The following is an 18932-nucleotide window of genomic DNA, read 5'->3' on the forward strand; positions in this document are numbered from 1 at the left end:
CGAGCCTTCCTGGCCCATGAGACACCGTAGGATCGGCGCCGTGGCGAAGAAGCGTAAAGCGAAGGCAAGCCCCACGCGGGGAGTCAGCGGTCATCCTGCCCGGCGCGCGCTGCAACTCGCCGCCCGTCAGCCCTCGCCTGATGCTCGTTCTGTGCTGTTTGAGTCGCTGCTGGGGACCGCTGGGGATCAGTGGTGGCCGGATTCCCAGAATGCGATCATCGAGCGCCTCGCCGATCTGCCCGCCCACTCGCCTCTGCGGTTGGAGAACGCCGTCGTCAACCTGGTGGGCGAGGAGATGTGGACACGCACCCAGACCGAGAGCATGGGTTTCCACTGGGACCAGTACCTGGCCTCGCTGGCTGACCTCGTCCGCGACGAGATCCACGACGCGGCACGCACCGGCGGGCAGATGGATGACCTGTGGCGACTGCTGCACGGGCTCGCCGCGATGACCGCGCCGTCCAGCGGGGAGATGCTGCGCCGCGACCTCGATCTCGCCGTCCGCGAAGCCATCAAGGACACCACGACGGCTTTGGCCGAGGCCGGCAGCGCTCCCGGGTGGCCCAGTGAGATTCTCCGGGCCGCTCCGGCCGGAGAGCCACTGCTGCTGACCGACGAGTACGGCTCGCGGTGCGCGCTCCTCGCCCCCTTCGCCTGGGGTGAGGAGGACCCGCACTGGTACTGCTGGGACATCGACCGCTGCACCGGAGACCGGGTCGTGCACGCCGCCGTCTTCGCCTCACCGGAGGAAGCGCTCGCCGAGTGGCGAGCCGCCGTGGGGACGCACGCGGCACCCGCCTCCACCCAACCGGCCCCGTGCGACCAAGCCACCGCCCGCGACCTGTTGGACCCGCTGTGCCGTTCAGGCCTCCTGGATGCCCTGCTGCTCGGCAGTGAGTCGCAAGAGCTCATCGCCGAGCATTTCCGCCTGCGCCAGCGCGCCCGCGCCCTCTGCGAGTCGCTCACCGTCGCTCCTGAGCCCAGGCCCCAGCAGGACCTGAACCCGATCATCGACGACTTCGCCGCCTGGCTACGCGATCGAGTTGACCACCGGCCCGAACGAGAAGACATCGCCACGCTCGCCGACACCTGGTCCGACCTCTCCGGACCCGGCTACTATGCCTGCTCCCCGCATCGGATCGAGCACACCGTGATTCTCGTCGCAGACGGATACATCAAGAAGTACGCCGAGGCCATACTCGACCTGCTACCCCAGTGGGTCGAATGGTGCATCGAACGCACCGGCCTGACCGGCGAACTGGCAGAGCGAGCAGCCCGTCAGGCGGCCGCGAGCAACCGGTGGGACGGATCCGACAGCATGGACCTGCGCCGCACCGAATAGGTGAACCGCTCTCGGATGTTCAGGCCGCGCGCCACGCTGGAAGCGCCGGCCCGCGCAGACGGCGGCCGGACCGACGCACCCCCAGGCCATCCAAGTTGCCGACCGATTTCTGGGCCCATTTTCACGTTCTTCTCCCAGTACGGGCAGGTCGCCGCGTTCTCGATCCTGTACCCGGCGCCGACGGTGGTCCTTTACGTGGCTGGTTGACAAGTACCTGGCGGGATCGTTCAACTTCGGCGGTGCGATGAAGGGCTGACGGCCGTGCCCGGCCCGGTGTCCGGGCACGGCCGTCAGGTCACTCGACCATGATCTGGTGGGTGGCCTTGGCTGGCCCGGCCGTGGCCTCCCCGGACCACAACGCGAGGTAGCTGTACCTGCCGGCGATGGCGGGCGTGTCGGTGAAGGTGTACGTGCCGTCCGCGTTCACGCTCACCGGCGGGAGCTTGACGCTTCCATCGCTGACGTCGTCGACGTACACGCTGCGCTGCACGGTGAGCGTGGCCCCCGGCGAGGGCGGCTTGCCACCCGCCCTCAGCACACCGGTCAGCTCCATGGCCGTGCCGACGACGCCTGACTGCGGCCCGTTTATGGTGAGGGTGGATCTGTGCCTGACCGTCACGGTGACGGAGGCGCTGCTCCGGCGGTAGTGGTCGTCGCCGTCCCAGAACACCAAGTAGGTCACCTCACCGATGTCCGGCGGCGTGTCCTCGAAAGTGAACGTGCCGTTCTTCTGCGTCGTCACGCCGGCGATCGGCTCTTTCGTGCCGTCGAGCAGGCGCCGGGTCACTGCGAGCGGCTTGAGCCCGAGCGTCTTGCCGTCGGTGCGGGTGAGCCGCCCCTCGACGGTGACCGGCGAGCCGGCATACGCGCGCGCCGGGGCCGTCATCGTCAGATTGGACGCCGGCAGCGCGACGCCCGTCACTCGCCACAGCAGCAGCCGGTTCGCGGGGCTCCGCAGCAGCACGAAGACGTCCGGGCCGGAGAACGCGAGGCCGTCCGGGAGCAGTTCGGCGTCCGGCTGGTCGGCCGCGAACATCGGCGCGCCGGTCGCGGCGTCGTAGAGCGTGAGGTCGGTGCTGCCCCATTGGCGTCCCGCGGCGACGTAGGCGCCGCCCGAGCCGAGCGCCACGGCCGACGGATATCCGTCCCAGCCGTCGCCGTAGGTGCCGGTCGCCGCCAGGGTGCTGGTGTCGTACCTGGTGACGTGACCGGGGGCGTCGGCTGCGGAGAACAGGGTTTTGCCGTCGGAGGTCAGGGCGAGGTCACGCAGGTAGTCCATGCGCCACTTCTCGCCGTCGATCGTGCCGCGCAACTCCGGGGTGCCACCGCCGACGTCGTAGACCAGCATGTCGGCGTGGTGCAGGCCGGTCCGGCCGACCACGAGCGTGTCGCCGGCGGCCGCGAGTACGGGAGGGCGCAGGTGCTCGCCCCCGACCGCCACCGGCGCCGGTGTGGACGCGCTCAGATCCAGGCCGACGACGCCGCCAGGGCCGTTGTCGCACCCGTGTCCCACCCACAGCCGCTCACCCAGTAATGCCAGGGTGGACGGGCACGGGTGGGCCGACAGGTCGATCCGCCGGGTGACGGCGAGGCTCGCGGTGTCGATCTCGGCCACCTCGTTCGAGCCCGCCCCGGTCGAGAGAGTGCGTTCTCCGGGTACGGCGGGAATGCGCCGAGGGGGACGTGCCGCCGGGCCTCTGAACCAGACAGGAGCACACGGCGCTGTCCGGTCTGCGAGGGTTCATCCCCGGTGTTCCTGGTCTCGCTCAAGTACCAGCGCGAGGAAGTGGCCGGGAAGGCGGAAGAACTGCCGATGGATGACCCCTTCGACGAGCTCACCCAGGCCCTTTCCGGCGCGCTCGGCACCGCTGAACGTGCCTGCTTCCAATCCCGCCACCGTTCCGCTCGCGTCCGTGTGGTGCTAAGAGGCGGGAGCCTTCATCGGTCGCGAAGTACGTGGGAGTCGGTGAAAGAGCGACGGTGCTCCGCCCAGCCATCCGCGACGTGGCTGATCTGGGCCGCCATGAACTCGGCTGTGGCGCTGGGACTGGTGAAGGGCGCCTCGCGGCGGTCGTCGGTCACCGGAGTGAACAGCGGCAGGCGGACGGCTGTCGACGGCGCGGTGGGCGGCAGTGCGTCGGCGTCGTGCAGGATGAGCATGTCCGCCACGAACGAGGTGACTTCCCCGTCGGCATCGCGGCCTATCCACACCGGGTAACTGCCGTCGCCCAAGCCGCTGTGGTAGGCGATCAGATTGGTGCCGGTCTCCGGGGCGCGGACCTCAGAGGACAACAGGTCCACCTCCTGGTCGGACTCTTCCTCCCACTCCTCGATGAGCCTCGCGAACTCGTCGCGACCCGAGGCGTCGAGGAAGCAGCCCATCCCCGCATCCACGCCGAACCCGAAGAACTCACCGGCGCCGAGCAACCGGACGTCCTGTCCCGGCAACAACGCGAGCTCCCAGCTGACGGTCTGCTTGTCGAGGATCCGCACCATCGCGGCCGGGGTTTCGCCCTCCAAATCCGTCCCCTCCCAGCGCATCGAGGCGATCAGCACGGCGTAGTCACCAGGCGCCACGGTGACGGTGAAGGGACCGGAGTCACCCAGAAAGTAAGGATCGGCCGCGATCACCGAGCCGGTGGGCAGGTGAAGCCACCCCGCGTGCGAGGGCTCAGTGATCAACGCGACGCGCCCCTCGTCAGAGGCCAGGCGGCTTCCAGGAGTGAAGAGCGCTTCAAGATGCCGGGGACGCAGCGGCAGCGGGGCCGACCAGGCGGGCATCGTGCCCGAAGCCGGTCCTTCCACGGGTCTCTGGGCCGGCACCAGGGTGATCGGGCCGCTCAGCCCGAGCATCCGCGCATCGACGTAGGCCGTCCACTCGCCGAACTCCGCCTTGGCCACCGAACGGTGCTCGACCGGGACGCTCGCGCCAGTGTGACGTGACCCGCCGACATCGCTCAGAACTTGCCTGGCGCGCCCGTCCGGGTCGATCGTCATCGTGAAACACCAGCCACGCTCAGGGAACTCCGCGTCGGTGTCAGAGGTGTGGCGCCACTCCTGGTAGCGCATCAGGTGCAGCCGTCCCGGCTCCAGTTGCCGGTATTCCAGCTCCCTGTCGCGCCGTTCGCACTCATCGAACAGGAACAACCCGAGATGACCGTGGCCCCAGTCGACCTGGAACAAGGCCTTCGGTCTCCCTTGGACAGACAGCAGGACGGCGTACTGCTCGCCTGATGCGTCCCTGCTACGGGCCTCCGGCTCCGGTATCGGAGCGACGGCGGCACGGATCTGTGGATCCCAGCCCTCGCAGTACGTGACGTCAGCCGTGCTGACGTTCTCCGTCGTCATGCCATCTCCTGCCCGCATCAGCGTGATCGGATCTTTTCGGGCGTCACGCTAGCAACCGGCACCGACAGCGAACGGCCCGCGACGGCAACGCCCGCCGATCGGAGCTCGCGGGCAGGACCGGCCGGCCATGGGCGAGGCGTGCACCGACAGCGGGTTCGTCTTCACCCAACCCGACGGCAGCCACCGGCGGCGACCACCCGGACGGCATGCAAGAGCTCGGCCGGCCCGGCGTCTTTGAGCAGGGAGGGTACTCGTCGGTGTCGTAAGCGCGAAGTGCTGGCCCTGGTGGGGCAAGGCCTCAGCAACCACGAGATCGGTGCCGAGTTGTTTCTCAGCCCGGCCACCGCGCGCACCCATGTCAGCCGCGCGATGGCGAACCCCTGGCGCCGTCGCTGATCGTCGTCGTCCAGGTGGGCGCGATCGTGCTCGGCCACATCGCCGGCGTGGTGTCGGCACACGACAGGGCGCTGGACGCGGTGCGCGCCGGCGAGCTGCGGACCGGCCAGTACCCGATGCTCACGCTCACGGTCGTCTGCACGGGCCTCGGCATCACGGTGATGTCCGCGGGCTGAGCCGTGTCACACGCTGCGGTGGGCGCTCGTCCTAGCACCAGAGCGAGCAAGCACAGGAAAGGGACACGACATGATGAACGGCTACAGCAGGCCGGCCAGGATCTTCGTCCAGGTGGCCGTGGTGGTCGGCGCGCTGACGATGCTGGTCTTCGGCGTGTGGATGCGCATCGACCCGGCGGGCTTCGCGATCTTCGCCCGGTTCCCCAATTACGTGCACTTCCTGCACGACGCCGGGGTCTTCCAGATCGGCATTGGGCTGATGATGCTGAGCGCGCTGGTATGGCATGACGTGCTGTCGATCGTGCTGGTCGGGTTCTTCGTCACCAACACGCTGCACGCGGTGAACCACGCGGCCGACCTGGACCTCGGCGGCAGCCCGGACAACTGGTGGCAGCTCGGTCTCGTCTCGCTGCTGGCGCTGGCCGGCCTCGTGGTGCACCGCAGGCAGCTCAGCCGCCGGTCACGGGCTCACGTGTAACCGGGTCAGGACCAGCCCGCTCCAGTGGAGCTCAACCTCGAAGACGCCGGGAATGTCCGTGTCGATGCTCAGCGTCGACGGTCGCCCGGCGGCGAGCTGCGCCTCGCGGTCGTGGCCGTGCACGTGCAGCGTGTCGGCGGCGCCCAGCCGGCGCATCACGCGTTCGCCGGGCGCACGTGCCGCAGGCCGTCCCGGCAACTCGGATACTCCGGCCGCCAGTCGAGCTCCCGCTTGGCCTTCTCGTTGGACAGCCGGATCCGGGTGCCCGCCATGAGCGCGTACATGTAGGGCGCCGGCCGCAGCAGCCAGCTCGGCACGGTGATCGGCGCCGGCGCCCCAGCCGCCTCCGCCACGGCGGCGACGAAGTCCGCGAACCTCACCGGGGTGTCGTCTACGACGTTGTACGCCTGCCCGGCCCGCCCACGGTCGAGGGCCGCGGCCGTGGCCGCCGCCGCGTCGGCGATGTGGATGGGCGAGGTGACCCCGGACGGCCTCGGCGCCGGCAGCATGCGCTTCGAGGCCATCGCCATCAGCTTGCGGGTGCCCGGCTCGGGGCCGTAGAAGAGCCCGTAGCGCAGCGCGATCCCGTCGACCCCCGGCGTGCCGAACGCCAGCCGCTCGTTGGCCCGCATCGAGCGCAGGTGCCGCTCGAAGCCGCCGCGGCCGGTCGGCGCGAACGGGTGGTCCTCGGTCAGCTCCGCCTCGCCGTGATCTCGGTAGCCGTAGCCGAGGAAGAACGACTGCGCGACGAACCGGTGCGCGCCGACCAGCTCGGCCGCCCGCAGCAGGTTCGCCGTCCCCTGCTCGCGCAGGTCGTCGGTGGCGTGCAGGTCCCGGTGCCGCAGCGGCGTGCCGGTGATCGCGGTCGCCTGGTGGATCACCGCGTCGGCGCGGTGTCCGCGCAACGCCTCCAGCAGCCGCCGCTCGTCCATCACGTCGACCACCCGCGTCTCGACGCCGGCGTCCTCCAGCAGGCGCGCCTTGCCGGGGGAGCGGGTCAGGCCAAGCACCGAATGGCCGGCGGCGAGCAGTCTCGGCACGAGTTCGCCGCCGAGGGTGCCGGTCGCTCCCGCGAGCACGACCTTCATGTGCGGTCTCCTTCTGGCTGGTGGTGTGTCATCGAGCACGTTCCCGTCCCGCGGCCATGGCCGGAGTGCCTGGCCGCTCTACGATCAGACGCTGGAGCGCCGCGCACTGTGACACGGTGTTCGCCGCGGTCGACCAGTTCCGCAAGGTGCGCAGGCCGCGTGCGGACTACATCGGCCAGTGGCTGCCAGAACCGCTGCGGACCGAGGAGAGCGCCGACGGCCGGGAAGAACGCCGTGGCGCCGCGTTACCGACGGGACAGTGCCGGGCGTCGGTGTCCCCTCGGGGGTGGGCTCGTTCGTCGTCGGGGTGACAGCGAACACGGCAGAGGAGATCATCATGGAAGCGCGACTCGACATCTCCGAGAACCCGGTCACGAGCAAGCTGGCGAAGTACATCATCTCCGCGAACAAGGTCGTGCACGACTCCGCTTTGCCCGCGGTGACGCAGGAGTTGGTGGCCTTGCGTGTGAGCCAGATCAACGGCTGCGCCGCCTGCGTCGACATGCACACCAAGGACGCCACGCACGCGGGGGAAACGTCGGTGCGGCTCAACCTGGTCGCGGTGTGGCGGGAGGCGACGGTCTTCACCGAGGCCGAGCGGGCCGCCCTGGAGCTGGCCGAGCAGGGCACGCGCATCGCGGACGCGGCCGGAGGCGTCCCCGACGAGGTCTGGGCGAATGCCGCCAAGCACTACGACGAGGCCCAACTCGGCGCCCTGCTGTCCCACATCGCCCTCATGAACACCTGGAACCGTCTGAACGTCATCACCCAGCAGCCCCCCATGGCTGACTACCAGCCGGGACAGTGGGGATAGCGGGCCGGCTACCGGAAGAGCGGGGTAGCGGCGGCGTTTCGCGCCCAAGCCGGATGGGGGAAGCGCGCTCCGCAGTGGGTCTCATCCGGCCTTCCGCGACCGACCCCATCCCCGCCGCCGCTTGGCGGGGGCCGGGTGGGTGGTTGGGGTTTCCTCCATGCACCTCTGAGGAGGGGAGATCATGGATCTCCCGGCGTCACCGGTCAGCGGGAGAATCGTGTTCGGCGCCGACACTCCGCGAGCCGTGCCACGACCTCCACAGCGCCGCGTACACCCCGCCCGCCGCGATCAGCTCGTCGTGGGCTCCGACCTCCGCCACCCGGCCGTTGTCCATGACCACCACCCGGTCGGCGTCGCGGGCCGTGTGCAGGCGGTGGGCGATCGCGATGACGGTCCGCCCCTCCAGGACGGCGGCGAGCGAGCGTTCGGCACGCCTGGCTGTACGGGGGTCGAGCATGGCGGTGGCCTCGTCGAGGATGACGGTGTGCGGGTTGGCCAGGATGACCCTGGCCAGGGCGAGCTGCTGGACCCGGTCCGGGCCGAGGGTGGCGCCGGACGACTGGGACCCCAGCTCGTCGTCGAGCGAGGCGATCCAGTCGGCGCCGACTGCCGCCAGCGCTTTGCCCAGACGGTCGTCGCCGGCCGTCGGATCTGCCAGCATCAGGTTGTCGCGGACGGTGCCGAGGAACAGGTGCTGTTCCTGGGTGACCAGGACGACGTGCTCGCGGAGTTGGGCGGGGGAGAGGTCGGCGACGGGCACCGAGCCGACGGTGACCGTGCCCAGGCGGGGGCGGTCGATGCCGGCCAGCAGCTTGCCCAGGGTGGACTTGCCGGCTCCCGAGGGGCCGACGACGGCCAGGCGCTCGCCGGGCCGTACGGTCAGATCGACGCCGGTCACCACGTCGTCGCCGCCTTCGTAGGCGAAGTGCACGCCGCACGCTTCGATGCGGTCGCCCTGCGGCGCCGCGGCGGCGGCCTCCTCCCGCGCCGGTGTCGCGAGGCCCTCGATCCTGGCGAAGGAGGCGCCGCTGCTCTGCAACTGCTCCAGCCAGATCAGGATCGTCTCGATCGGCTGGCCGAGCTGGCGCAGGTAGAGCACGCAGGTGACGACCGCGCCCAGCGTGACCTGGCCGCGGTCCAGGAGCACCCCGCCGAGCAGCAGTACCAGTACGGGCGGCAGGAGCGAGGAGACCTCCACCGAGGGCCAGAGCACGCTGCGCAGGAAGAGGGTCCGCAGCTGGGCGGTCCGGCTGCGCTCGATCACCCGTTCCGCCGCCCGCGTGCGCTTGGCCTGCAGGCCCAGGACCTCGATGGTGCGGGCGCCCGCGGCGTTGCCGGCCAGGTGCTCGGCCAGCTCCGAGCGGGCGGCGCCTTCCTCCAGGTAGGCGGAGCGGGCGCGGCGAAGGTACCAGCGGGAGGCGGCCATGATGCCGGCCAGCGCGAGCAGACCGCAGGCGCCCAGGACCGGGTCGACCAGGAAGACGGCGACGATCAGGAAGAGCACCTGCAGGCTCGAGACGAGGATCGCGGGGGCGGCGTCGCGCAGGGTGCGGGCGACGACGGCCACGTCGGTGGTTCCGCGGGCGGTCAGGTCGCCGGTGCGGATGTGCTCGACCGTGGTGGCGGGCAGGGCCAGCACACGGTCCAGGAGATCGGCGCGGATGTGTTCCTGGACACGCTCGCTGAGCCGATGCCCCATCTTCTCGGCGTACCTGGACAGGACGAGCTGGGCCAGCGCCGCGCCCATGGCGATCGCGGCGAGCAGGTCGACGGTGTCTCCGGCGCTGATGGAGTCGATGATGCGGCCCAGCAACCACGGGCTGACCAGCGCGGCGGCCGCCGCCAGGCTGTTGAGCAGCAGCGTCGCGGTGAAGCCCGGCACGTCGCGCCTGACCAGGCGCAGGGTGGCCCGCCGTACCTGCCGGCGGTCGGCGATGGGCAGGTCGCGGTTCATGCGAGCACCGATCGGTAAGCGGGGGTGGATTCCATCAGCTCGCGGTGGGTGCCGGAGGCGGCCACCCGCCCATCCTCGATGAACAGCACCTGGTCGGCCTGGGCGAGGAGCAGCGGCGAGGTGGTGGCCACGACCGTCGTACGGCCGGCGCGTGCCGTACGGAGCCGCCCCGCGAGGAGGGACTCGGTGTGCGCGTCCAGCGCGGAGGTGGGCTCCACCGCCAGCAGCACCTCGGGCTCGGCCAGCAGCGCCCGGGCCAGGCGCACGCGCTGACGCTGGCCGCCCGACAGGTTGCGGCCGCCGGGTTCGACCATCGAGTCGAGCCCATGGCGCAGCCCGGCGACCACGTCCTGTGCCGCGGCGACGTGCACGGCCCGGTGAATGGCCTCGTCGTCCGCTGCGCCCCGGCCCTGGAGGACCTCGCGCAACGTGCCCGCGAACAGGGCAGCGTCGTGGTCGGCGATCAGGGAGGTGCCGTCGAACCCGCCCAGCCCTTCGAGCAGCGCCACGCTCTCCTCGGGCCGGGCGCTGACCAGCCCCACCAGGCTCCCCGGCGCGACCTCCGGCCCGCCGGGCCGGGGCCGCTCCTCGGCGCGCAGCGCGAGGAAGCGGGTGGCCTGGTGGGCGGCGACCAGGCCATGGCTGACCTGGAAGCTGCCCTCGATGAAGAAGGAGACCGGCACCACCAGCACGGCGATGTACCCGTATACCCCGACCAGCTCGCCCACCGTGATCGCCCCCTCGGCGGCCAGCCGGGCGCCCAGCCAGGTGACGGTGGCCAGGAACAGGGCGGGTAATCCGGCGCCCAGCGCGCCGATCCAGCTCGTCAGCGACGCCACCCGGTAGCCCTGCTCGCGCAGGCTCGCCGAGTCGGCGCGGTACCGCTCGGCGTAGGCGCCCTTGCCGCCGAAGGCGTTGAGCACCCGCAGCCCCTCGATCAGGTCGACCAGGCGGGTGGTCAGCCTGCCCTGGTTCTCGCGGTAGCCGTTCTGCAGCTTCATCAGCCGCCCGAGCAGCGGGCCGAGCAGGATCGCCAGCAGCGGCACGCCCAGCAGCACCACCACGGCCAGCACCACGGAGACCTGTAGCAGCAGCGCCGCCACCACGCCGTAACTGATCACGGCGCCCACGCCGGGGCCGGTCACCGTCAGCGAGGCGGCGATGGCGGTGACGTCGCCGATGCCGATCGTCACCACGTCGCCCGTCGAAGCGCGCTTGGGTAGGTCGGCGCCCAGCTTGTTGATCTGCTCGACCAGGGCGCGCACGGTGCGGAAGTTGGCGTCCATCCGGATCTTGGTCATCGTGCGGTGCCGCAACATCGCCAGCCAGGCGTTGACCAGGCCCGCGCCGAGCAGCGCCAGCACCCAGCCGGGTGCCAGGTTGTCGTCGATCGCCCTGGCCAGCAGGTACGGCGGGAGCGTCAGGCCCACCATCCAGAGGGTTCCCAGCGTCGCGCCCAGCGCGACGCGGCCCCTTTGTGCCCAGGCCAGCCAGCACAGATACCGAGCCGCCTTCATGGTGATCACGCTAGAGCATGGCTTTGGCGTCTCTTTGCCCGCCCTGGAGCGGACGTTCGTGGCGGCTGACCTTGGTGATCGGTCCCTCCTGAGATCGAGACGTTCGCTGAACCGCCTGCGCAGAGTGCGCCGAAGCGCGGCCAGTTGGGTCAGCGTTCATGCATCCGGTGCCCTTGACCAGGACATTGCCGTGATGTCGCTGGTGAACTCGGCGTGGCCTGCTCGGCATGAAGGGCGCCTCAGACGCCGAGGGCGGACACCATCTCGACTTGGGGTTATCCCTCTGGTCCGCGGAAGCGCCCGCAAGCAGGATCTTCCCGAGGAATTCATTTTCGTTGAGGAAGGCAGAGCCCTGAAGACCACATTGGCACTTGGCGCAGCGATCGCCGTTCTACTCGGGACCGCGACCCCCGTGAGCGCGGCGGCTGATCCGAGGACGTCCTTCACGATCACGCAAGGCACTTCGTATCTCAAGGGCAGCCTTACCTGGCACAACCGTTCGGTCCAGGTCGGCGCTCGCCTACGGGCGGCCTCCGGTTGCCGCACCGCCGTGTACACCGCGTGGGCCGGAAGACGTCAGATCGACAGGGACACCCGTCGTGTCTGCGACAGGTCGGCCGGCCACGGCTTCAAGCTCTCGGCCAACGTCGCCGGTGGCGCGTCGCGGGTCGTCGTGGAACTCTTCTCTGGGCTGGTGCGCTATGACCGCATGTATTGCGAACGGTCAGGTTGTTACAAGTTCGTGGTTCTCCCGAAGTAGACGATCACGCAGTGATCGAGGCCGGCCATGCCGTGCGCGAGCCCTTCTGGGCCTTGCCGGGGCGGACGTCGAGCACGCCGAACTCCGGCCCGTCGGGGTTGTGGCCAAAGTCCACCACGTCCAGCATGCGGGCCTCGTTGCGGCGCAGGCCGAAGGCGTAGGCGGTCTTGAACAGCGCCTCGTCGCGGAAGATCGGCAGCCAGCCCTTGCGGCCGGCCTCGCGTACCCGGTTGACCTGCTCGTCGGTGTGATCGGAGAAGGCCCGCAGCTCCTGGCGGTTGAAGGCGCGCTTGCCCGCGTCGGCCTCGGCCACGTGCACCGCGGTGTTCCGCCTTGGCACGCCGGGACGCTGTGAGCCTGTGCATCGGGCTGTCCTGAGTCACGCGCGCACCGCAGGTGCTTCACACGGGCGGGCCCGCCTTGACACGCCGCACCAGTCGTTCCATCGACCCCCGGTAGCTGTGGAAGTGCTCCAGCCACCACGTGGCGCCGGCGTCGGCGTAGGCCCGGACCGACGAGCCTGGCTCGCTCACCCCGATGACCGCCACGTCGAGGTCGCCCGCGTTTGCCCGGTGCCGGCGCAGCTCACTGACCTGGGCGGCCAGGGAGTCGGGTGAAAGCGTCATGCGGCCCTCCCGGTCGTCGCCGGCGACGATCCAGCCGTCCCAGCGGGCGGCACGCCGAAGGGCACCCGCAGCCGTGCCGCCGACCCACACCGGCACCCGGGGCCGCTGGAGGGGCAGCGGCGCGAGCCGCACCCCGTCGACGGTGTAATGAGCGCCCCGGTGGTGCACCTCCTCGCCGGACCAGAGCGAGACCATGACGTCGAGGGCCTCGTCGAGCATGACCCCGCCGGGACGCGGTGAGCCGAAGGCGGTGAACTCCTGCCTCACGCCGCCCAGCCCGGCGCCCAGGATCGCGCGACCGCCGCTCAGCCTGTCGAGCGTCGCCACCGTCTGGGCCAGCCTTTCCGGGCGGTGCCGGGCCACGGCCGTCACCGCCGTACCCAGCCTGATGTGCGAGGTCGCCTGCGCCGCCGCGGCCAGCGTCACCCACGGGTCGGCCGATGGCATGCCCCAGGTGAAGGCCAAGTGGTCCCACACCAGCACGGCGTCCCACCCGGCGGCCTCGGCCTCCCGGGCGAGGGTGACCAGGTGTGCCGGCTCCGCGAGGTCACCGAGGATCGCGACGTCGATGCCGTAACGCATGCCCCCACCCAAGCACCCGGCACCGACAGTTCTGGGGGGCCGCGGCGGCGCCGACGAGCGGATGAGCGCCGCCCAAGAGGAAGCGGCAGCGCATCCGGCAGACCCGCGAGCAGGCCGACGCTGCTGTCGCCGAGGCAAACCGCGCCGCGCAACGCGTCAGCAAGATCGGGTCATGACCACCATCATGAGTTATCCGGATGCATCATCGTGTCGGGAAACCGGGGGGGGGGAAGGACCCTGGGTCGCATCTCACGAACGCCGATGCTGTGTCCACCGATGCGGGTCGTCCTCCAGGGAGGCCCGGTCCCAGTGCGCCAACTCTGCGGCGGCCTCGTACGTGGAGTCGAGGAACTCCAACAGCACCCGGTCCGGATCCTTCGCATCGGCCACCGCTTCGTAGGGCAGCAGGAACTGCCGATTCTCGCGGCTGTAGTAAGCGGTCTTCGGAGACACCGGATAATCCGCATACCCCTCGGGCTCGGGATAGGCATAGGCATAGAAGGCGCCCTCCTCGCCGCCACCCGGCCAGAACCCGCAGCTGGCCAGCTCCCGCGAGTACCCCTCCACCATCACCCAGTCCCCGCAGTTGGGCGCGCCACCGGGATGCGGAGGCGCGGTTCGTCCGGAGAACCTGGTACAGGCCAGATCCATCGCGCCCCAGAAGAAGTGCACCGGACTGACCTTGCCGACGAATCGCGACCTGAATTTCCCGAGTACCCGATCCGCCTGCAACAGCTGCCGCCAGAACAGCTGCGCCGCCTGAGCATCGTACGAGGCATGTTGGCGATCCTCAGCGAAGGGAATCGCCGGCTCTACCTCGTTGGGCGCCGCCTGAATTTCCGTCCTGATCCCGAGCTCCGCCAGGGCCACCATGGTCTCGCCGTAGAAGTCGGCCACCGGTTTGGGCTCCAAAGCCACCGCACGAGTCCCGCCATCACTGTTGCGAATACGCAGCAGATGCTCGACGAAATCGAATTCCAGGTCGAATGCCCCGGCCCCGTACGGGATTGCCGAGGTGGTGAGCCCTCGGGGACTCACGTACAGCGTGACTTGCCACCAGTGATTGACCAGCGGCGCGTGAGCCAGCCGGACCTTGCCGACAATCTGGGTCCACATGTGCAGGGTGTCACGAGTCTCCGCCCATTCCGCGACCCGCAGGCGAGGCCACGCCTGTTGTACTGCCATTTATGCTCCCCGCTTCGTTGTGCTGCCTACATCGCTACCCTGCGGCCGAGTTGGTCGCCAGGGGGTTGTTCGGCCGCAGGAGTTTCAGTCTGCCACCGCAAGACACGAGCCGGACCCGGGCAGGGCATCCGTCCCCTGGGGGCGAGTCCGTCAGGACCGAGTCTTGTTTGGTGATCTTGGCGGCGATCGTGTTCGTGGCCAGCAGCGGTCGCACCTGGCGGCAACTCCCCCCGCGCCATCGCCGACCGGGCAAGTCCCCCACGCTTCCAGCGCCTTCTTAGGCACGGCCGGTGGGGGCGGGGCGTTGGAGTTGCCTGCGTGGAGGTGATACCGAGCTTGCCGAAGACCTTGCGCAGGTGCCATTCGACGGTGCGCGGGCTGATGAAGAGCCGGGCTCGCCGCCGTCGGGAGAAGCGGGGCCGCCGCTTCGCTCCTCCCGCGTGCACGTGAGTTCACACCATGGGGTTACCGCTGACAGTTGATTCGGGCAGGGTGAGGTCCTGTACGACGTCCCAGTGCTCGACGATGCGACCGTTCTCCAGGCGGAAGATGTCGACGATCACCACCGGGCCGGGTGCCCAGCCATGGACGATGCTGTGGGCGAACACAAGGTCGCCCTGGGCTGCGGTGCGCTGCGGCTCCCAGGAGAATCCCTGCAGGCCGGGCACGGCGGTGCGCAGCGTGTCGAGGCCGTTGGGCATCTGAGGGCTGTGCTGCACGTACGGTTCTGCCCAGTAGCGGTCCAGCGCGGTGAGGTCCTTCTCGACGAAGAGCTCACGCATCGCGGTGACCACGATCTCGGTGTTGCGCTTGGCCTGGTCGCTTTCGACGATGGTGCTGCCGGTCATGGTCATGCCTCCGCGATGGTTCCGACGAGGTTGTACAGGTGGCCGTTGACGCTGACATTGGAGTAGAGCGTCGCGTCGGCGAAGTCCTCCACGTGTGTGACGGTGGCACCGCTGGCCTCGTGCGCGTCGATGGCTGCCGGGCGCCGGAACGCGCTGGACCCGCCTGAGGCCGGCAGCCGTCAGTGCTGCACACCATCGGTGGTGGGTGTGGCCAGGAGTTGCAGCTCCCAGGCGAACGCGATCCCGCTGGCGCCGCCGTGCTCGAGGAGAATCTGCCCGAGCGCGCCGGCCGTTGACTCACGAGCCCAGTCGCGCTGCCATTCGCCGGCCACGGCCATCCAGGTGATGGGTACGACGCCGGCCTGCACCATGCGACGCACCGCCATGTCGTGCGCCTCGGCAGTGACCCCGCCGCCGGCGTCCGTGACGGCGAAGACGTCGTACCCCTCGCCCAGCGCCTGGAGGGCGGGCATGGCGACGCAGATCTCCGTCCACAACCCGGCGAGGATCAGCTTCTTGCGCCCCGTCCTCTCCACGACGTCGACGACTCGACGGTCTTCCCAGGTGTTGATGGACGTGCGGTTGATCGGCTTCTGGTCTGGGAAGACGTCCTGGAGGGCCTTGACGAGAAGGCCGCCACGCTCTTCGATCACCGTGGTCAGCACCGTGGGGACGTCGAACGCCTTCGCGACCTGGGCCAGGCCGACGACGTTGTTGACGATCATGGTTGATTCGTGGCTGTTGACGTTGGCGAACTGGTAGGGCTGGTGGTCGATGAGCACCAGGACGCTCTCCTCGGGGGTGAGCAGTGCTTCGAGCCCGGCCTTCTCGGTACGCGTCACGATGTCTCCTTCTACGTGATGGGTTGAACGCTCGATGGTGGGAGTCAGAGTTGTTCGGGTGATGCCATCCGGTGGACGAACTGGACGAACTGGGCGATCGCGAAGATCGGGCCGGCCAGGCCTTCCTGAGTGGCGGCCATGCTCAGGTCGCCCAGGCGGACCGCGTCGTGTCCGGCGTCGAGACTCAGCTGCCTGACAACGCTTTGGGCATCGTCGTCACCGGACCACAGGTTGCTCGTCCGATCACGGCGATGTTCATGCTGCTCTCCTTGCCAGGCTGATGTACGACGAAGGCTCGCCGGGGCAGGTTGGAACGTCCCCCGTGGCGTGAAACGACGCTATGGCGGGCATCAGGCGAGAGTCCAAGACTTTTCCGGACGTGGGGCGATAGGATTTGTCTATCGATATCAGTCCTCGCGTCCTGCGCTACTTCATGGCGGTTGCCGAAGAACTCCACTTCGGCCGAGCAGCCACGCGTCTCTACATCTCCCAGCCGTCCCTGAGTCATCAGATCCGCAAGCTTGAGGAGACCCTCGAAACCCCGCTCTTCGTGCGTTCGAGCCGCCGGGTGCAGCTCACCGCCGCCGGCCGGACACTGGTTCACGAGGCGCCGTTAGCGCTGGCCGCGCTGGAACAAGCCGCGCAGCGCACCCGGCTGGCCGGGGCGGGGATCGCGACCACGATTCGGTTGGGCTACACCCCGGTCGCCAGCTTCGAGACGCTCACGATGCTCCTGGATGCTCTCCAGGAAGACCACCCCGACTTCACGGTCGACGCTCGAGAGTTCTTCAGCGCCGAGATCCCCGAACGGCTCTGCGCCGGCGACCTGGACATCGGTCTCGCACTCTCGCCGCATCCCCTCGACGGGGTAGGCGGCGAGATCCTGCGTGAAGAGCCCGTCTCCGCACTCCTCAGCACTCGCCACCGCCTCGCTGCCGCACCGGCCATCCCCGTGACGGCCCTCCGCGAGGAGACGCTGCTGCTGTTTCCTCGCCGGCTCGCCCCGGCGTACTACGACGGCATCGTCGCCGCGTGCCGCGAAGCGGGATTCTCACCCGAGATTCGCGCGTTCGACGAACCGCCGGTCAACGCCATGCTCGCCCGGCTCTCCAGCGGACGTGAGGTCGGCCTGGCCCCTGCGTCGTTCGCCAAGCACGCCGCGAAGGCCGGCACCAGCGTCATTCTTCGCGACGTCGTCGATCCGTCGATCCTGGCAGAACTCTCGGTGCTGTGGCCCGCGAACGATCCGTCACCCGCCATTACGAGCGTCCTGGCCACCGCCCGACGATGCGCTGAACGCAACGGGTGGCTACGCAGCCCCGACACGTAGCGTGCGACGCTGCGACCCGCAGTCACGGTCGCGGATCGATCGGCCGCTCGGCCGTCCGGGCACTCTGACGGCCTGGCATCGTCGTCTGATCAGAGGCGTGTGTGTCAATGGGCTCTGCCGCGCAGGCCAGCTCGCGCACCGGGCGTTTCCCCGTGGTCAGGAACGTCGTCACCGCGGTGTCCGCGCACGTGTTCTTGCCGAGCAGGTAAACACCATGGCCGCCTTGCTCGACGGTCACCATCCGGGCCCGGTCGCCGAGCGCCCGCTGCATCTTCCTGGCGCCGGCCAGCGGTGTCCCCGCGTCGCGGAGGAATTGCACCATGAGGACGTTCGACGGGCCCCGGTCATTGACGCGCACCGGCGCCTCGATGGGGTCGGACGGCCAGAACGCGCACGGCCGGATGTTGGCCGCCGCCGCGCCGAACATCGGGTACCGCTTCCGGTCGGCCTCGACGGCGCGCTGGTAGGTATGGATCGACCGGGGCCAGCGCGAGTCGCCGCAGACCACGTACTGGTGACTGGACAGCGAGTTGTCCACGTCCGGTACGGGATCATCCGCCGCCCCCGCCGGCGGCGCCTTGCCGGTGCCGATCGACTGCCAGAGCCCGGCCAGAGCAGGGAAACTCGCGTCGCGGAAGAGCATGGCGAACGTGCCCATCCGGAACATCGCACCGTCGGTTCCCTGGACCGGTGTCCTGTCCAACCGTTCGGCGAGCTCGAAGTACTTCTCGCTCACCTGCTCCGGTGTGCTGCCCAGCCCGTACCCGGGGTGGGCGGCGGCGTACTCGGCGAAGTCGGGGAGCCGGTCCTCGACGCCTCGGGCGAACAGACTCCTGTCCTCATAGTTGATGCCGCCAGGGGGCAGGTTGCTGTCGATCACGATCCGGTCGCCGCGCTGCGGGAACAGTGTGGTGTACACCGCGCCGAGGTGGCTGCCGTAGGAGTAACCGAGGTAGGAGAGCTTCGGCTCGCCCAGTGCCTGCCGGATGCGGTCCATGTCGCGGGCGGTGTTGGCGGTGGTGACGTACGGCAGCATGAACCCCGTCTTCGACGTGGCGCACTGCCTGGCGATGGCCTTGACCTCCTCTGCCCGCTTCGCGACGTCGGCCGCGGTGGGCGCGTACGGCGGGACGTTGCCCCGCAGTTGCTGCTCCGGCGTCAGAGAGCAGGTCACCGGCGTGCTGTGGCCGACGCCGCGCGGGTCGAACCCGATCACGTCGTAGGTGTCCAGCACGCTCCGCGGCATACCGGCGGCCACGAGATCGACCGGGAACCGCAGGCCCGCCGCGCCCGGGCCGCCCGGGTTGAGGAGCAGCACGCCGCGCCGCCGCGTCGGGTCCTTGCTCGCCAGGCGGGAGATCGCGATGTCGATCGTCCGCCCGTCCGGCTCGCGGTAGTCCAGCGGAACCTTGAGCGTCGAGCACTCCAGACCGGACGCGGCCACGTTCTCCGGGCACGGCCCCCACCGCACCGCGCTCGCCGCGGCGGGCGCTCCCGGAAGGAGGGTCGTCGCTACAGCGGCGACGGTCAGGGCTGTCAAGGCTTTTCGCATCTGATCACTTTCTACGAACGAGATGGGCATGGGCGTGGACGGGCCGTCAGGAGGCGTGATCAGCGCTCGTCCGGGTCTGGAACAGCCGATCCAG

Annotated in this window: 22 protein-coding genes and 1 pseudogene; 9 read left to right on the forward strand and 14 right to left on the reverse strand. The window is 69.7% G+C overall.

Annotated elements, in window-relative coordinates:
- Positions 1-151 precede the first annotated feature (151 nt).
- A complete protein-coding gene (locus ACFOY2_RS28140) occupies positions 152-1342 on the forward strand; it encodes a hypothetical protein (protein WP_379531086.1) in 1191 nt (396 codons plus the stop codon).
- Positions 1343-1637: 295 nt separating this feature from the next.
- Here the strand turns inward: ACFOY2_RS28140 and ACFOY2_RS28145 are convergent, their stop codons facing one another.
- From ACFOY2_RS28145 to ACFOY2_RS28155, 3 genes are all read right to left on the reverse strand, one after another.
- Positions 1638-2957: a YncE family protein gene (locus ACFOY2_RS28145; protein ID WP_379531087.1), complete on the reverse strand. Its 1320-nt coding sequence runs from the start codon at positions 2955-2957 to the stop codon at positions 1638-1640.
- A gap of 126 nt (positions 2958-3083) precedes the next feature.
- Entirely contained in the window at positions 3084-3230 is a 147-nt protein-coding gene (locus ACFOY2_RS28150; RefSeq protein ID WP_379531088.1) for a hypothetical protein, read from the reverse strand.
- A 50-nt stretch (positions 3231-3280) separates the two neighbouring features.
- The gene (locus ACFOY2_RS28155; protein WP_379531089.1) at positions 3281-4690 is read right to left on the reverse strand and encodes a DUF4241 domain-containing protein; all 1410 of its coding nucleotides are present in this window, start codon (positions 4688-4690) and stop codon (positions 3281-3283) included.
- Between the two features lie 261 nt (positions 4691-4951).
- Here ACFOY2_RS28155 and ACFOY2_RS28160 point away from each other — a divergent pair.
- From ACFOY2_RS28160 to ACFOY2_RS28170, 3 genes and pseudogenes are all read left to right on the forward strand, one after another.
- Positions 4952-5065 (forward strand): annotated as a pseudogene (locus ACFOY2_RS28160) (response regulator transcription factor); the annotation flags it as partial.
- Positions 5066-5100: 35 nt separating this feature from the next.
- Positions 5101-5262: a hypothetical protein gene (locus ACFOY2_RS28165; protein ID WP_379531090.1), complete on the forward strand. Its 162-nt coding sequence runs from the start codon at positions 5101-5103 to the stop codon at positions 5260-5262.
- Between the two features lie 70 nt (positions 5263-5332).
- Positions 5333-5740, forward strand: a complete 408-nt coding sequence (locus ACFOY2_RS28170; protein ID WP_379531091.1) for a hypothetical protein — start codon at positions 5333-5335, stop codon at positions 5738-5740.
- Here ACFOY2_RS28170 and ACFOY2_RS28175 read toward each other — a convergent pair.
- Both ACFOY2_RS28175 and ACFOY2_RS28180 read right to left on the reverse strand, forming a co-directional pair.
- Positions 5723-5899 (reverse strand): hypothetical protein, encoded by a 177-nt coding sequence (locus ACFOY2_RS28175; protein WP_379531092.1) that lies wholly within the window; start codon positions 5897-5899, stop codon positions 5723-5725. The two genes, ACFOY2_RS28170 and ACFOY2_RS28175, sit on opposite strands and share 18 nt — an antisense overlap.
- Complete coding sequence (locus ACFOY2_RS28180) at positions 5896-6828, reverse strand: NAD-dependent epimerase/dehydratase family protein (RefSeq protein WP_379531093.1); 933 nt, start codon at positions 6826-6828, stop codon at positions 5896-5898. Before ACFOY2_RS28180 ends, ACFOY2_RS28175 begins: the two co-directional genes overlap by 4 nt.
- A gap of 116 nt (positions 6829-6944) precedes the next feature.
- On the opposite strand from ACFOY2_RS28180, the gene ACFOY2_RS28185 reads away from it, so the two are divergent.
- Complete coding sequence (locus ACFOY2_RS28185; RefSeq protein ID WP_379531094.1) at positions 6945-7139, forward strand: hypothetical protein; 195 nt, start codon at positions 6945-6947, stop codon at positions 7137-7139.
- A gap of 26 nt (positions 7140-7165) precedes the next feature.
- A complete protein-coding gene (locus ACFOY2_RS28190) occupies positions 7166-7642 on the forward strand; it encodes a carboxymuconolactone decarboxylase family protein (RefSeq protein ID WP_379531095.1) in 477 nt (158 codons plus the stop codon).
- A 196-nt stretch (positions 7643-7838) separates the two neighbouring features.
- On the opposite strand, the gene ACFOY2_RS28195 is transcribed toward ACFOY2_RS28190, so the two are convergent.
- Positions 7839-9596, reverse strand: coding sequence for an ABC transporter ATP-binding protein (locus ACFOY2_RS28195; RefSeq protein WP_379531096.1), 1758 nt, complete (start codon positions 9594-9596; stop codon positions 7839-7841).
- The gene (locus ACFOY2_RS28200; RefSeq protein WP_379531097.1) at positions 9593-11113 is read right to left on the reverse strand and encodes an ABC transporter transmembrane domain-containing protein; all 1521 of its coding nucleotides are present in this window, start codon (positions 11111-11113) and stop codon (positions 9593-9595) included. Before ACFOY2_RS28200 ends, ACFOY2_RS28195 begins: the two co-directional genes overlap by 4 nt.
- Here ACFOY2_RS28200 and ACFOY2_RS28205 point away from each other — a divergent pair.
- Positions 11112-11873, forward strand: coding sequence for a hypothetical protein (locus ACFOY2_RS28205; protein WP_379531098.1), 762 nt, complete (start codon positions 11112-11114; stop codon positions 11871-11873). The two genes, ACFOY2_RS28200 and ACFOY2_RS28205, sit on opposite strands and share 2 nt — an antisense overlap.
- Positions 11874-11877: 4 nt before the next feature.
- Here the strand turns inward: ACFOY2_RS28205 and ACFOY2_RS28210 are convergent, their stop codons facing one another.
- The 6 genes from ACFOY2_RS28210 to ACFOY2_RS28235 form a co-directional block, all read right to left on the reverse strand.
- Positions 11878-12213 (reverse strand): hypothetical protein, encoded by a 336-nt coding sequence (locus tag ACFOY2_RS28210; protein WP_379531099.1) that lies wholly within the window; start codon positions 12211-12213, stop codon positions 11878-11880.
- A 61-nt stretch (positions 12214-12274) separates the two neighbouring features.
- Positions 12275-13081 carry an LLM class flavin-dependent oxidoreductase gene (locus tag ACFOY2_RS28215; protein ID WP_379531100.1) on the reverse strand — a complete coding sequence of 269 codons (807 nt, stop codon included), beginning with the start codon at positions 13079-13081 and terminating at the stop codon, positions 12275-12277.
- Between the two features lie 249 nt (positions 13082-13330).
- Positions 13331-14266 carry a DUF5996 family protein gene (locus tag ACFOY2_RS28220; RefSeq protein ID WP_379531101.1) on the reverse strand — a complete coding sequence of 312 codons (936 nt, stop codon included), beginning with the start codon at positions 14264-14266 and terminating at the stop codon, positions 13331-13333.
- A 452-nt stretch (positions 14267-14718) separates the two neighbouring features.
- Entirely contained in the window at positions 14719-15114 is a 396-nt protein-coding gene (locus ACFOY2_RS28225) for a nuclear transport factor 2 family protein (protein ID WP_379531102.1), read from the reverse strand.
- Positions 15115-15116: 2 nt separating this feature from the next.
- Entirely contained in the window at positions 15117-15290 is a 174-nt protein-coding gene (locus tag ACFOY2_RS28230; protein WP_379531319.1) for a MoaF-related domain-containing protein, read from the reverse strand.
- 3 nt (positions 15291-15293) lie between these two features.
- Positions 15294-15956, reverse strand: a complete 663-nt coding sequence (locus ACFOY2_RS28235; protein WP_379531103.1) for a hydrolase — start codon at positions 15954-15956, stop codon at positions 15294-15296.
- Positions 15957-16027: 71 nt separating this feature from the next.
- On the opposite strand from ACFOY2_RS28235, the gene ACFOY2_RS28240 reads away from it, so the two are divergent.
- Together ACFOY2_RS28240 and ACFOY2_RS28245 are read left to right on the forward strand one after the other, a co-directional pair.
- Positions 16028-16237 carry a hypothetical protein gene (locus ACFOY2_RS28240; protein WP_379531104.1) on the forward strand — a complete coding sequence of 70 codons (210 nt, stop codon included), beginning with the start codon at positions 16028-16030 and terminating at the stop codon, positions 16235-16237.
- A 113-nt stretch (positions 16238-16350) separates the two neighbouring features.
- A complete protein-coding gene (locus tag ACFOY2_RS28245) occupies positions 16351-17286 on the forward strand; it encodes a LysR substrate-binding domain-containing protein (protein ID WP_379531105.1) in 936 nt (311 codons plus the stop codon).
- 22 nt (positions 17287-17308) lie between these two features.
- Here ACFOY2_RS28245 and ACFOY2_RS28250 read toward each other — a convergent pair whose 3' ends face one another.
- Positions 17309-18838, reverse strand: coding sequence for an alpha/beta hydrolase (locus tag ACFOY2_RS28250; RefSeq protein WP_379531106.1), 1530 nt, complete (start codon positions 18836-18838; stop codon positions 17309-17311).
- Between the last annotated feature and the right edge of the window lie 94 nt (positions 18839-18932).

This window comes from Nonomuraea purpurea (assembly GCF_042650645.1).
GTDB classification, from domain to species: Bacteria; Actinomycetota; Actinomycetes; order Streptosporangiales; family Streptosporangiaceae; genus Nonomuraea; species Nonomuraea purpurea.